Origin of the sequence: Bacillus sp. JKS001846, assembly GCF_900176455.1 — a bacterium.
Lineage (GTDB): Bacteria > Bacillota > Bacilli > Bacillales > Bacillaceae_G > Bacillus_A > Bacillus_A cereus.
Genome location: NZ_FWYG01000001.1, coordinates 150,001 through 162,972, shown reverse-complemented (window position 1 = coordinate 162,972; position 12,972 = coordinate 150,001). Strand labels below are relative to the sequence as shown.

Here is a 12,972-nt window from a genome sequence, read left to right as displayed (position 1 = left end):
AGAATTGTCTTCCCTACATGCTCATGTACTCTGAGGGGGAACAAGGATGAACTTAATTTTAATGGGGCTTCCTGGTGCTGGTAAAGGTACACAAGCCGAACAGATTGTTGCCAAGTATAACATCCCTCACATTTCAACAGGAGACATGTTCCGTGCAGCTATGAAGGCTGAAACTGAAATGGGTCTACAAGCAAAATCTTTTATTGATAAAGGTGCACTTGTTCCAGATGAAGTTACGATCGGAATCGTTCGTGAACGTTTAAGTCAAGACGACTGCGTAAGAGGTTTCTTACTAGACGGTTTCCCACGAACTGTTGCACAAGCATCAGCTCTTGAAGAAATTATGAAAGATCTTGGCAAAAAAATCGACTATGTTTTAAACATTAATGTGGATTCAGGGTTGTTATTAAAACGCCTTACAGGCCGTCGCATTTGTAAAGAGTGCGGTGCGACTTACCACTTAGAATTCAATCCACCAGCAAAAGCTGATGTGTGCGATAAATGTGGTGGCGAATTATATCAACGCTCTGATGACAATGAAGAAACTGTAGCAAATCGTTTAGATGTAAATATTAAGCAAACAAAACCTTTGCTTGATTTCTACGAAGAGCTTGGTTACTTACAAAGCATTAATGGTGAGCAAGATATCAATAAAGTATTTGCTGATATCGATGTTCTCATCGGAGGCTTAGCGTAATGATAATCTGCAAAACTCCTCGCGAGATAGAAATCATGCGAGAAGCTGGCAGGATCGTTGCTTTGACTCATCAAGAGTTGAAACAGCACATTACTCCAGGAATTACAACGAAAGAGCTCGATCAAATAGCGGAAAAGACGATTCAAAAATATGGTGCTACGCCATCTTTTAAAGGATACAACGGATTTCCGGGGAGCATATGTGCTTCTGTAAATGAAGAGCTTGTACACGGAATTCCAGGGAAGCGCAAGCTCAAAGAGGGCGATATCATCAGTATCGATATTGGTGCGAAATACAATGGGTACCATGGAGATTCTGCATGGACGTATCCAGTTGGAAACATTTCTGAATCTGTTCAAAAGCTACTTGATGTCACAGAAAAATCGTTGTATCTTGGTCTAGAACAAGTAAAACCAGGCGAGAGATTATCAAATATCTCACATGCGGTTCAAACCCATGCTGAAGAGAATGGATTCTCGATCGTTAGGGAGTATGTTGGTCACGGAATCGGGCAAGACTTACATGAGGACCCTCAAATCCCGCACTATGGTCCACCAAATAGAGGCCCTAGATTAAAGCCGGGAATGGTCATCTGTGTTGAGCCGATGGTGAATCAAGGAAGACGATATGTAAAAACACTATCTGATGACTGGACAGTGGTAACGGTAGATGGTAAATGGTGTGCCCATTTTGAGCACACGATTGCTCTTACAGAAGCAGGATACGAAATCCTTACCACTTTATAAGTAGCTGGCTCTCCGGGATTTCAGAGCAGTGTAAAATGTTACTGATTTGAAGAAGGGAGAACTATTGAATGGCTAAAGATGATGTAATTGAAGTCGAAGGTACCGTTCTTGAAACGTTGCCAAATGCTATGTTCAAAGTAGAATTAGAGAATGGGCATGTCGTATTGGCTCACGTTTCTGGTAAAATCCGTATGAACTTCATTCGTATTTTACCAGGAGACAAAGTTACGGTAGAATTATCTCCGTACGATTTAAATCGTGGTCGTATTACGTACCGTTTTAAATAATATAGCACTCCGTAATCTTTAAGGAGGTTCGAGACATGAAAGTAAGACCGTCAGTTAAACCAATCTGCGAAAAATGTAAAGTTATTCGTAGACGTGGAAAAGTAATGGTTATTTGTGAAAACCCTAAACATAAACAAAAACAAGGTTAATCAGAAGGAGGTGCATTCGTAATGGCACGTATCGCAGGTGTAGATATTCCTCGAGACAAACGCGTTGTTATTTCTTTAACTTACGTATTCGGCATTGGTCGCACAACTGCTGAAAAAATTCTTGCAGAAGCAGGTATTTCTGAAGAAACACGAGTTCGTGATTTAACGGAAGACGAATTAGGACGTATCCGTGATATCATCGATCGTATTAAAGTTGAGGGAGACCTTCGTCGTGAAGTATCTCTTAACATCAAACGTCTAATGGAGATCGGTTCTTACCGTGGTCTTCGTCACCGTCGTGGTTTACCAGTTCGTGGTCAAAACTCTAAAAACAATGCTCGTACACGTAAAGGTCCACGTCGTACAGTAGCAAATAAAAAGAAATAATAAGTAAAGGAGGTTGAACTAACAATGGCACGTAAAACAAACACTCGTAAAAAACGTGTGAAAAAGAATATTGAAGCTGGTATAGCTCATATTCGTTCTACTTTCAACAACACAATCGTAACACTTACAGATACTCACGGTAACGCACTTTCTTGGTCTAGTGCTGGTGCACTTGGTTTCCGTGGATCTCGTAAATCTACTCCATTCGCTGCGCAAATGGCTGCTGAAACTGCTGCTAAAGCTGCAATGGAACACGGTTTAAAAACTTTAGAGGTTACTGTTAAAGGTCCTGGTGCTGGTCGTGAAGCTGCAATTCGTGCTCTTCAAGCTGCAGGTCTAGAAGTAACAGCAATTAGAGATGTTACTCCAGTTCCTCATAATGGATGTCGTCCACCAAAACGTCGTCGTGTGTAATTTTTCTGTATAGAATTTTCCCTTTTGTCTATAATGGATATGATGCATTATCGAGAAATTTCGTACAGAAACATCGCTTGTTGTGCACAATCGGGAACTGCCTAAGGGGGACTTTCGGTTAGACAGGGGTTATACCTTTGTTTAACCGGGGTTTCGACGTTTTGAAGGAGGGTTTAGTTAATGATTGAAATCGAAAAGCCGAAAATCGAAACGGTTGAACTTAACGAAGATGCTAAATATGGTAAATTCGTAATTGAACCGCTTGAGCGTGGATATGGTACTACTTTGGGTAACTCCTTACGTCGTATTCTTTTATCCTCACTCCCTGGTGCCGCTGTTACTGCTATCCAAATCGATGGCGTATTACATGAATTTTCAACAGTTGAGGGCGTAGTAGAAGACGTTACGACGATCATCTTAAACTTGAAAAAGTTAGCTCTTAAAATCTACTCTGAAGAAGAGAAGACGTTGGAAATTGATGTACAGGGCGAAGGTATTGTCACAGCTGCTGATATTACTCACGATAGTGATGTAGAAATCTTAAATCCAGATTTACACATTGCAACGTTAGCAAAAGATGCGCATTTCCGCGTGCGTTTAACTGCAAAGCGTGGCCGTGGGTATACGCCAGCTGATGCAAATAAAAGCGAAGATCAACCAATAGGAGTAATTCCTATTGATTCTATTTATACTCCAGTATCACGTGTGACTTACCAAGTGGAAAAGACACGTGTCGGACAAGTGGCTAATTATGATAAGCTTACGCTTGATGTATGGACGGATGGAAGCATCGGGCCAAAAGAAGCTATCTCTTTAGGTGCCAAAATCTTAACTGAGCATTTAAATATCTTTGTTGGTTTAACTGATGAAGCACAAAATGCTGAGATTATGGTCGAGAAGGAAGAAGATCAAAAAGAGAAAGTTCTTGAGATGACTATCGAAGAACTAGACCTTTCTGTTCGTTCTTATAATTGCCTAAAACGTGCAGGAATTAATACTGTACAAGAGCTTGCGAACAAAACAGAAGAAGATATGATGAAAGTTCGTAACTTAGGACGTAAATCCTTAGAAGAAGTTAAACATAAACTTGAGGAATTAGGTTTAGGTTTACGTAAAGACGACTGAGGATTTAAACCCATCAACAAAGGAGGGAACTACGAATGGCATACAGAAAATTAGGCCGTACAAGTGCGCAACGTAAAGCTATGTTACGTGATTTAGCTACTGATTTAATTATCAACGAGCGCATCCAAACGACAGAAACTCGTGCAAAAGAACTTCGTTCTGTAGTGGAAAAAATGATCACTTTAGGTAAACGCGGAGATCTTCATGCTCGTCGTCAAGCAGCAGCTTTCATTCGCAATGAAGTAGCTAACGCTGAGACTGGTCAAGATGCACTTCAAAAACTATTCGCTGATGTAGCTCCACGCTATGCTGAGCGCCAAGGCGGATACACTCGTATTGCAAAAATTGGTCCACGTCGCGGAGACGCAGCACCAATGGTAATTATCGAGTTAGTATAATGATAATTAAAAGGGCAGGACAGTTCTTTTCAAGAAACTGGTCATGGCCCTTTTTTTTAAATATAAAAATAGGCTAACTGTGCGAAGGAAAGGGTGCCTTCTATTGAAAAAAGAGAAACTTCGGATAGAAAATATATCATTTCAATATCCTGGGGCAGCCACTTATGCATTAAAAGATGTTTCATTTTCCTTATATGAGGGAGAATGGGTATCTATTATTGGACAAAACGGTTCAGGAAAGTCTACACTTGCAAAATTATTGAATGGTTTGTTTTTGCCAGAAGCAGGGACTATTACAGTAAATGATACAATGGTTTTATCAGAGGAAACGGTATGGGATGTTCGAAAACAAATTGGAATGGTATTTCAAAATCCAGATAATCAATTTGTTGGAACAACAGTGCAAGATGATGTTGTGTTTGGCTTAGAGAATATCGGAATGCCAAGAGAACAAATGATTGAAAGATTAGAACAGGCCTTGCGACTTGTCCGTATGGAAGATTTTCTTAATGATGAGCCTCATTCCTTATCTGGTGGGCAAAAGCAGCGAGTGGCAATAGCAGGCGTTTTAGCACTTCAACCATCTATTTTAATATTAGATGAAGCAACGTCAATGTTAGACCCTCAAGGGAGACGTGAAGTAGTAGAAACGGTTAGACAACTTGTTACTCAAAAAGATATTACCGTGTTATCGATTACGCACGATTTAGAAGAAGCGGCACAGTCAGATCGTGTCATTATTTTAAATAAGGGAGAAATATTAGAGGAAGGGACTCCAGAAAAAATTTTCAAATCCTCTCATATGCTCCAAGAAATTGGCTTAGATGTACCGTTTTCAGTGAAAATAGCAGAATTATTAAAAAGAAATGAAATTCTCTTGCAAAATACGCATCTTACAATGGAAAGCTTGGTGAACGAACTTTGGAGATTACATTCCAAAAAGTAGAGCATCGTTATCAATATAAAACTCCATTTGAAAGACGCGCACTTTATGATGTAGATGTGTCGTTTCCAAGTGGGGGCTATTATGCCATTATTGGTCATACTGGTTCAGGTAAGTCAACGATGATTCAACATTTAAATGGTTTATTGCAGCCGACAAATGGTACAGTTCAAATTGGTGAACATTTGATTTCGGCAGGAAAGAAAGAAAAAAAGTTAAAGCCACTACGTAAAAAAGTAGGGGTTGTCTTTCAATTCCCAGAACATCAGTTGTTTGAAGAGACTGTGGAGAAAGATATTTGTTTCGGCCCTACTAATTTTGGAGTATCTGTAGACGAAGCAAGGCAAAAGGCTAGAAAGGCAATTGAACTTGTAGGGCTAGAACCGGAACTGTTAACACGTTCTCCGTTCGAATTAAGTGGTGGACAAATGAGACGTGTTGCTATAGCGGGTGTACTGGCGATGGAACCTGAAGTGCTTGTATTAGATGAACCTACAGCAGGACTAGATCCAAAAGGGCAGAACGAACTTATGGAGATGTTTTATAAGCTGCACAAGGAAAAGGGGCTTACAGTTATCCTTGTAACGCATAATATGGAGGATGCTGCTCAGTATGCGGAGCAGATTGTAGTTATGCATAAAGGAACGGTCTTTTTGCAAGGAAGTGCAGAGGAAGTATTTTCACATGCCGATGAACTAGAGAAAATTGGTGTGGATCTTCCTATGTCATTAAAGTATAAACGTGCAATTGAAGAGAAGTTTGGTATTTCAATTCCAAAGGCTACCTTATCTTTAGAGGATCTTACTCATGAAGTTGTGCAGGTGTTACGAAAAGGTGGTCATGAATCATGCAGCAGTTGATTATTGGGAGATATATCCCGGGGAATTCACTTATTCATCAACTTGATCCACGTACGAAGCTGCTGATTGTCTTTTTATATGTATTTGTTGTTTTCTTAGCAAATAATGCGATTTCATATGGATTTTTATTTTTATATGCACTCATTGCTTTATTTTTTGCAAAAGTGCCGATTCGTTATGTACTTTCGGGCTTAAAACCAATTTTATGGATTTTTCTTTTTACATTTTTCCTGCATATTTTTACAAATAAGGAGGGGGATGTACTATTCCAGCTTGGTTGGTTTTCGATATATGAAAAAGGATTAGAGCAAGGGATATACATTTCTGTACGATTCTTCGTTATTATTTTAATGACGACATTATTAACGTTAACGACGACACCTATTGAAATTACAGATGGTTTGGAGACGTTATTAAAGCCGTTGAAGCGTATAAAGGTTCCTGTTCATGAAATCGCATTAATGATGTCAATTTCTCTTCGTTTTATCCCGACATTAATGGATGAAACGAGTAAAATAATGAAAGCACAAGCGTCACGTGGTATTGATTTTGCCGGGGGACCGATAAAAGATAGAATGAAAGCTATTATTTCACTGCTCGTTCCTCTGTTTATCAGTGCTTTTAAGCGTGCAGAGGACTTAGCCATTGCGATGGAAGCTCGTGGATATCAAAGTGGTGAAGGACGTACTAAATTTAGGCAACTACGCTGGAAAACAAGCGATACAGTAACGATTGTCAGCTTATTTTGTTTAGCTTGTATTTTGGCATGGGTGCGATCGTAATGGAGAATAGAGAAATGGATAGAATAAAATGTACGGTTGCATATGATGGCATGCATTTTTGTGGTTATCAAATTCAGCCGAACCATCGTACTGTTCAACAGGAGATAGAAAAAGCATTGCAGAAATTGCATAAGGGAGAACTTGTTCGTGTTCAGGCATCTGGTAGAACAGATTCTACAGTTCATGCAAAAGGACAAGTAATACACTTTGATACTCCTTTGTCTCTTGAAGAGTGGCAATGGATTAATGCTTTAAACACAATGTTGCCAGATGATATTGTTATTAGGCAAGTAGAGAAAAAAACAGAAGAATTTCATGCACGTTACGGTGTTGAGAAAAAAGAATATCGTTATCGTGTATTATTATCAAAGACTGCGGATGTATTCCGTAGAAATTACGTATATCAATATCCATATCCGCTCGAAATCAACTCTATAAGAAAAGCAATTCCTTATTTTATTGGAACACATGATTTCACTTCTTTTTGTTCGGCAAAAACTGACAAAAAAGATAAAGTGCGAACAATTTATGAAATCGAGTTAATTGAACAAAATGATGAAATAATTTTTCGTTTTGTAGGTAATGGATTTTTATATAATATGGTCAGAATTATTGTTGGTACGTTACTTAGCGTAGGGCAAGGAAAGCTTGATCCTGATAGCATTCCAGAGATTTTAGCGAAACAAAATCGTCAGTTTGCTGGAAAGATGGCTCCAGGTCATGGGCTTTACTTATGGGAGGTAAACTATAACAACTAATCCTGGTGTAACATTTGCTTGACATTAGAAACTCAAAAGTATATCATAACATATGGTATTGTTTCTAAAACCACGATTAGCCCCGGAAGGAAATCGTGTTTAAGATAAACAATAGATTTTTTCTATGGAAAAGATAACGAGGAGGGAAACACATGCGTACGACTTTTATGGCAAAAGCTAACGAAGTTGAGCGTAAATGGTATGTGGTTGATGCTGAAGGTCAAACTTTAGGTCGCCTTGCTAGTGAAGTAGCATCCATTTTACGTGGTAAAAACAAACCTACATTTACACCACACGTTGACACGGGTGATCATGTAATTATTATTAACGCTGAGAAAATTCATTTAACAGGTAATAAATTAAACGATAAAATTTACTACCGTCACACTAACCACCCAGGTGGACTTAAGCAAAGAACAGCTCTTGAAATGCGTACAAACTACCCTGTACAAATGTTAGAGCTTGCAATTAAAGGCATGCTTCCAAAAGGACGCTTAGGCCGTCAAGTTTCTAAGAAACTTAACGTGTATGCTGGAGCAGAGCATCCACACCAAGCACAAAAACCAGAAGTTTACGAACTTCGCGGATAATTAATTAAAGGAGGGCTTACTTTGGCACAGGTTCAATACTATGGCACTGGACGTCGTAAGAGTTCAGTAGCGCGCGTACGCCTAGTTCCAGGCGAAGGACGCGTTATCATTAACGGTCGTGATTTTGAAAACTATATCCCATTTGCTGCATTACGTGAAGTAGTGAAACAACCTCTAGTTGCAACAGAAACTTTAGGTAACTACGATGTACTTGTAAACGTAAATGGTGGTGGATACACTGGTCAAGCTGGTGCTATTCGTCACGGTATTTCTCGCGCTTTATTAAAAGCTGATCCAGAATACCGTCTAACACTAAAACGTGCAGGTCTATTAACTCGTGACGCACGTATGAAAGAGCGTAAAAAATACGGTCTTAAAGGCGCACGTCGTGCACCTCAGTTCTCAAAACGTTAATTTTTGCGAACTACAAACCCCAACCATTTTGGTTGGGGTTTTTTTATGTTTCATTCCTCTTTTGCAATTTTTATAGCTTGGAATATTTTAGTGCTACCGCCACGCGTATGCTTCTTCTTTAGAAGTTTAGACTAATACGTATTAGGGAGGTTTATAAGTACTATGAATGTCATTGTCAGCTTACAAGAAAAACAAAAAGAAAAGCAGTTAAAATACGAGCGGAAGATGTTGCGGGAATTATCATTAAAAACATTGCGTTCAAATATTCGTGATGCCTTTCAAATGCAAGAGCTTCATCGTCAGTATGAAGATTACTGTATTGAATTAGGGATAGAATCTTATTTATTAGGAGCGAGATACAGTAAATTTGGTTATTATGGTGAATCGTTTTTTGATGTGAAATATAGAGCTTTAGAAGAAGAACAACAATTAACTGAAACGCTATTTCAATTTTTAACGAGTATGACTATGCGAGAAATAAAGTTGAAAGATGAGGAATTACTTTTTGAATCTTGTCAGCAGTTTATAGGATTGTGGTGGCAAGAAGGGTATGAAAAAGGTGAAAGAAGATATCGATTAAAGCTTCATTAAGACAAGCATAAACTTTCCTCTTGTCCCATATAAGTAATTAGAGGGACTAGCTGGAGGAGGAAAGGTATGAAGAGAATTCGAATTATCTCTTTTGCACTCGCTGCGGTTGTATTGTTTTTTTTAGTTAAACAAGAATTTCAAATTACAAAATCGTGGCGAGCTTGGAATTTACCCTTATCAGGGAAAGTAATTGTATTAGATGCTGGGCATGGTGGACCAGATGGAGGGGCTGTTGGTGGAAAGGATATTATAGAAAAGGATATTACGCTTGAAATTACAAAAAAGGTACAAGACTATTTACAAGAACAAGGTGCACTAGTTATTTTAACGCGTGAGGGAGATTATGATTTAGCTAACAAAGATACAAAGTCATATAGTAGACGTAAAGCAGAGGATTTAAAAAAACGTGTAGAAATCATCAATAAACCTGATGTAGACTTTTTTGCAAGTATTCATTTAAATGCTTTAACTAGTAGTGGATCGAAAGGCGCACAAACGTTCTATTACCGCTCTTCGATTGAAAATGAACGTGCTGCAAAATTTATACAGGCTGAATTGAGAACAAGTTTAGAAAACACGAATCGTTCTGCTAAGACAATTTCGCATGTATATTTATTAAAGTATTCTAAAACACCAGGTGCTTTAATTGAAGCTGGCTTTTTATCGAATGTGAACGAAAGGTATATGTTAAATTCGGAGAAATATCAGCAAAAGGTAGCAGCTGCAATATACCGTGGTATATTACGTTATTTCACGGAAAAAGGAAATCCTCCAGAATAAGGAGGATTTTTTTGAGCTTCTCTCGTTAACGAAGTTTTCGGAAAATATGTTATACTGGAAATGTAAACGCATTTATTTCAAGGATAAGCAGAGATAAATTAAATTAACATTACGTTATTTTTCATACAGGGGGCTGGGCTAATTATGATAACGAAAGAGCAAGTGGTTGAAGCGTTAGAAGGGATTGTAGATCCGTTTTTACATAAAACATTAAAAGAAACAAGTGCAATTAAAGAGGTAACAGTCAAGCCAGAGAAGGAACATGTGAGTGTCAAAATTGCAATCGTAAAAACCGGTACAGCGGAACAAATGCAGTTGCAGTCTGGAATTGTAAAGTTAGTAAAAGAACTTGGGGCAGCAACAGTTGGACTTCGTTTTGCAGAATTTACAGAAGAGGAATTAGCTCAGTTTGCACCGGAACAAGAAGAAGAGCAAAGTGAATCTTTATTGTCACCTAATTCAAAAACAACATTCTTAGCAGTAGCGAGTGGAAAAGGTGGCGTGGGAAAATCAACTGTTTCCGTTAACCTTGCAGTTGCTTTAGCTCGTTTAGGAAAAAAAGTTGGTATTATTGATGCGGACATTTACGGTTTTAGTGTGCCAGACATGATGGGGATAGAAAAACGTCCTATCGTAAGAGGTGACAAGATAATTCCGGTGGAACGTTTAGGTGTAAAGGTAATCTCAATGGGCTTCTTTGTAGAGGATAATGCACCAGTTATTTGGAGAGGACCTATGCTTGGGAAAATGTTAAACCACTTCTTCACAGAAGTAGAATGGGGCGATTTAGATTATTTAGTACTAGATTTGCCACCAGGCACAGGTGATGTTGCGTTAGATGTGCACTCAATGTTGCCATCTTGCAAAGAGATTATTGTAACGACGCCTCATCCAACAGCTGCGTTTGTAGCAGCGCGTGCTGGAGCGATGGCATTGCGCACTGAACATAGTATTCTTGGTGTTGTTGAGAATATGGCATATTTTGAAAGTAAGGTAACTGGTGAGAAAGAATATGTATTTGGAAAAGGCGGGGGAGATAAGTTAGCTACCGAATTACAAACGAATGTTCTTGGTCGCATTCCGCTACAACAACCCGATTGGAATAAAGAAGACTTTGCTCCTTCAGTATATGAAGATACACATACAACGGGCATTATTTATAGTAAAATAGCTGAAACAGTAATTGATAGAACAGCTGTTACACAAAAATAAAGTGAAACTTTAATCAGTGGGGTTCACCTGTTACTGACAACAATAAGGCTTTTGTTGCTAGTAAACCTTTCGCTTAACTAGAGGGGGCCATTTCGTCTGTTAATAGCAAGATAAAGTAATAACGAGTGAACAATGTATAAATTGTCCACTCGTTATTATAGTTATTATTTTTTACTATTCTTCCTTCTTCCCGCCTTGAGAACCACCGTCACCGCCTGCTTCTTTCTTACCAGATCCGCCTTTTTCAGCTTTTTGCACACCTTTACTAATGATATCAATCATCTTGGCTTGGAAGAGTGGACTTTCAGCAGTTTCTGTTAGTACTTGTTGTAGATATTGACGGTATTCTTTACTCTTCATTGTTTGTAACATCATTTTTTCTACTTCAGGATTTTTCATAATTTCTATAACGCCTGCTTGGTATTCAGGGTCTTTTAATAAGGTTTTCATTAATTGGGTTTGTTCTTTCCCCATACTTTTAGCGAACTTCGATGAGAACTCAGGATCTTTAAAGAGCTTTTCCCAGAATTGTTGCCCTTTATCGGATACCATGGCATCTTCAATCGTTTTCTTTACTACTGTTTCATCTAGTATGAGTGCTTGTTTCATTTTTTCATCAGTTAATACATCTTGAATAGCTTTCTTACCTTGATCTGTTTTTAAAATATCAACAATCATTTTCTTTGTTTGATCGTAATCTAGTTCGGATTTCGTTTCTTTTCCTTGTGCGCATGCTGCAAGTGCGATAAGTAGAAAAGAAGAAACGAAAATGAATAGCATCCGTTTCATAAGTTGGAACTCCTTTCAGCACAGTTCTCTCTTTTTAATATAAATATCTTTAAGGAATTTATACATGAACATGGCTAGCTTTTTGAAATTGTCATTGATACAATTTAATTAGAAATATAAGGATAATGGGGGATGTGTTGTGAATAGCCGCAAGTGGGTACGACTATTTTTAACGACGTTGTTTCTTGGTGGAATTAGCACAGTTATTATTGGTTTTGTTTTGGAGTGGGACAAGTACAATAAATTTTTTCAAAATTTCGACGGTAAGGAGATTTTAGCAGTATCTTTCTGGCTGATGGGTGTAGGATTTATTTTTAGTGTTATAAGTCAAATGGGATTCTTTGCATATTTAACAATCCACCGTTTTGGACTAGGGATGTTCCGCTCATCTTCTTTATGGAATGCAGTCCAGCTCTTCTTTATTGCATTCGTATTATTTGATTTTGTGTATTTAAGATCTGTACTTATTGCAAATGGGGAAGTCTCGTTAGGGAATAACATACTTGTTGCTGGAATATTATTTGTGTTTGGAGCAATTGTTGCTTATGTAAAAAGCAAAGAAACAAATAAAAAAGCATTTGTGCCAGCTCTGTTCTTTATGGTTGTTGTAACGATCCTTGAATGGGTACCAGCGCTTCGGATTAATGATACAGATTGGTTATATTTAATGGTTATACCGCTATTGTTATGTAACGCATATCAATTACTTGTATTACATCGTTTAATCGGAAAAACAAGTAAATCAGCTTAATAGAGAGATTTTATACACCAGCAGTTATAATGCTGGAAATGGTATGATTCAAAAAGCTCTACCACCTTCTTGAAAGGTAGTAGAGCTTTTTATGCGTGAAGAGTGGTAGGGAAGAAGCTACTTCACATCTTCACTTTTCGTACTTGTGTTGGAAATAAGTTGTGATACGGATATTTGCTCATATCCATCACTTTTTATTTTTTGCAGGAGCAGCGGTAAAGCTCTATTTGTTTGAAGGGCAGAATCGGATGCGTGTAATAAGACGATATCTCCACCTTTCAAATTATTAGAGACAGTGG

The 12,972-nt window shown here is 38.2% G+C and carries 20 protein-coding genes (1 of these 20 only partly in view); 18 read left to right on the top strand and 2 right to left on the bottom strand.

Going from position 1 to position 12,972, the window contains the following annotated elements; genetic code table 11:
• Positions 1-46: 46 nt before the first annotated feature.
• The 17 genes from B9A45_RS00940 (at position 47) to B9A45_RS00860 (ending at position 11,133) form a co-directional block, all read left to right on the top strand.
• Positions 47-697, top strand: a complete 651-nt coding sequence (locus tag B9A45_RS00940; RefSeq protein ID WP_001048989.1) for an adenylate kinase — start codon at positions 47-49, stop codon at positions 695-697.
• Positions 697-1,443 carry a type I methionyl aminopeptidase gene (map, locus tag B9A45_RS00935; RefSeq protein WP_000582539.1) on the top strand — a complete coding sequence of 249 codons (747 nt, stop codon included), beginning with the start codon at positions 697-699 and terminating at the stop codon, positions 1,441-1,443. Before B9A45_RS00940 ends, map begins: the two co-directional genes overlap by 1 nt.
• A gap of 68 nt (positions 1,444-1,511) precedes the next feature.
• The gene (gene infA, locus B9A45_RS00930; protein WP_001029884.1) at positions 1,512-1,730 is read left to right on the top strand and encodes a translation initiation factor IF-1; all 219 of its coding nucleotides are present in this window, start codon (positions 1,512-1,514) and stop codon (positions 1,728-1,730) included.
• Positions 1,731-1,765: 35 nt separating this feature from the next.
• Positions 1,766-1,879, top strand: coding sequence for a 50S ribosomal protein L36 (rpmJ, locus tag B9A45_RS00925; protein ID WP_000868344.1), 114 nt, complete (start codon positions 1,766-1,768; stop codon positions 1,877-1,879).
• A 21-nt stretch (positions 1,880-1,900) separates the two neighbouring features.
• The gene (rpsM, locus tag B9A45_RS00920) at positions 1,901-2,266 is read left to right on the top strand and encodes a 30S ribosomal protein S13 (RefSeq protein ID WP_000090788.1); all 366 of its coding nucleotides are present in this window, start codon (positions 1,901-1,903) and stop codon (positions 2,264-2,266) included.
• A gap of 24 nt (positions 2,267-2,290) precedes the next feature.
• A complete protein-coding gene (rpsK, locus tag B9A45_RS00915; protein WP_000101798.1) occupies positions 2,291-2,680 on the top strand; it encodes a 30S ribosomal protein S11 in 390 nt (129 codons plus the stop codon).
• Between the two features lie 180 nt (positions 2,681-2,860).
• The gene (locus B9A45_RS00910; RefSeq protein ID WP_000569643.1) at positions 2,861-3,805 is read left to right on the top strand and encodes a DNA-directed RNA polymerase subunit alpha; all 945 of its coding nucleotides are present in this window, start codon (positions 2,861-2,863) and stop codon (positions 3,803-3,805) included.
• A 35-nt stretch (positions 3,806-3,840) separates the two neighbouring features.
• Positions 3,841-4,203: a 50S ribosomal protein L17 gene (rplQ, locus tag B9A45_RS00905; protein WP_000331490.1), complete on the top strand. Its 363-nt coding sequence runs from the start codon at positions 3,841-3,843 to the stop codon at positions 4,201-4,203.
• A 103-nt stretch (positions 4,204-4,306) separates the two neighbouring features.
• Positions 4,307-5,149: an energy-coupling factor ABC transporter ATP-binding protein gene (locus B9A45_RS00900; protein WP_142263036.1), complete on the top strand. Its 843-nt coding sequence runs from the start codon at positions 4,307-4,309 to the stop codon at positions 5,147-5,149.
• Positions 5,125-6,006 carry an energy-coupling factor ABC transporter ATP-binding protein gene (locus B9A45_RS00895; RefSeq protein ID WP_000406535.1) on the top strand — a complete coding sequence of 294 codons (882 nt, stop codon included), beginning with the start codon at positions 5,125-5,127 and terminating at the stop codon, positions 6,004-6,006. The genes B9A45_RS00900 and B9A45_RS00895 overlap by 25 nt, the downstream gene beginning before the upstream one ends.
• A complete protein-coding gene (locus B9A45_RS00890; protein WP_001186526.1) occupies positions 5,994-6,788 on the top strand; it encodes an energy-coupling factor transporter transmembrane component T family protein in 795 nt (264 codons plus the stop codon). The genes B9A45_RS00895 and B9A45_RS00890 overlap by 13 nt, the downstream gene beginning before the upstream one ends.
• 14 nt (positions 6,789-6,802) lie before the next feature.
• Positions 6,803-7,546 carry a tRNA pseudouridine(38-40) synthase TruA gene (truA, locus tag B9A45_RS00885; RefSeq protein ID WP_002098927.1) on the top strand — a complete coding sequence of 248 codons (744 nt, stop codon included), beginning with the start codon at positions 6,803-6,805 and terminating at the stop codon, positions 7,544-7,546.
• Between the two features lie 152 nt (positions 7,547-7,698).
• The gene (gene rplM, locus B9A45_RS00880) at positions 7,699-8,136 is read left to right on the top strand and encodes a 50S ribosomal protein L13 (protein WP_001260793.1); all 438 of its coding nucleotides are present in this window, start codon (positions 7,699-7,701) and stop codon (positions 8,134-8,136) included.
• 21 nt (positions 8,137-8,157) lie between these two features.
• Complete coding sequence (gene rpsI, locus B9A45_RS00875) at positions 8,158-8,550, top strand: 30S ribosomal protein S9 (protein WP_000079986.1); 393 nt, start codon at positions 8,158-8,160, stop codon at positions 8,548-8,550.
• Between the two features lie 162 nt (positions 8,551-8,712).
• Positions 8,713-9,141: a DUF2521 family protein gene (locus tag B9A45_RS00870; protein ID WP_001101005.1), complete on the top strand. Its 429-nt coding sequence runs from the start codon at positions 8,713-8,715 to the stop codon at positions 9,139-9,141.
• 66 nt (positions 9,142-9,207) lie between these two features.
• The gene (cwlD, locus tag B9A45_RS00865; RefSeq protein ID WP_000822439.1) at positions 9,208-9,921 is read left to right on the top strand and encodes an N-acetylmuramoyl-L-alanine amidase CwlD; all 714 of its coding nucleotides are present in this window, start codon (positions 9,208-9,210) and stop codon (positions 9,919-9,921) included.
• A 144-nt stretch (positions 9,922-10,065) separates the two neighbouring features.
• Complete coding sequence (locus B9A45_RS00860) at positions 10,066-11,133, top strand: Mrp/NBP35 family ATP-binding protein (protein WP_000628846.1); 1,068 nt, start codon at positions 10,066-10,068, stop codon at positions 11,131-11,133.
• Between the two features lie 174 nt (positions 11,134-11,307).
• Here B9A45_RS00860 and gerD read toward each other — a convergent pair whose 3' ends face one another.
• Positions 11,308-11,922 carry a spore germination lipoprotein GerD gene (gene gerD, locus B9A45_RS00855; RefSeq protein WP_000827296.1) on the bottom strand — a complete coding sequence of 205 codons (615 nt, stop codon included), beginning with the start codon at positions 11,920-11,922 and terminating at the stop codon, positions 11,308-11,310.
• Positions 11,923-12,061: 139 nt separating this feature from the next.
• Here gerD and kbaA point away from each other — a divergent pair, with 139 nt between their 5' ends.
• Positions 12,062-12,673 (top strand): KinB signaling pathway activation protein KbaA, encoded by a 612-nt coding sequence (gene kbaA / locus B9A45_RS00850; RefSeq protein ID WP_001088526.1) that lies wholly within the window; start codon positions 12,062-12,064, stop codon positions 12,671-12,673.
• A 117-nt stretch (positions 12,674-12,790) separates the two neighbouring features.
• Here kbaA and pdaB read toward each other — a convergent pair whose 3' ends face one another.
• Positions 12,791-12,972: the end of a polysaccharide deacetylase family sporulation protein PdaB gene (gene pdaB / locus B9A45_RS00845; RefSeq protein WP_000464705.1), read on the bottom strand. The gene runs 583 nt beyond the window's last position; 182 of the gene's 765 nt are visible here — the last part of the coding sequence; the start codon falls outside the window, past its right edge; the stop codon is at positions 12,791-12,793.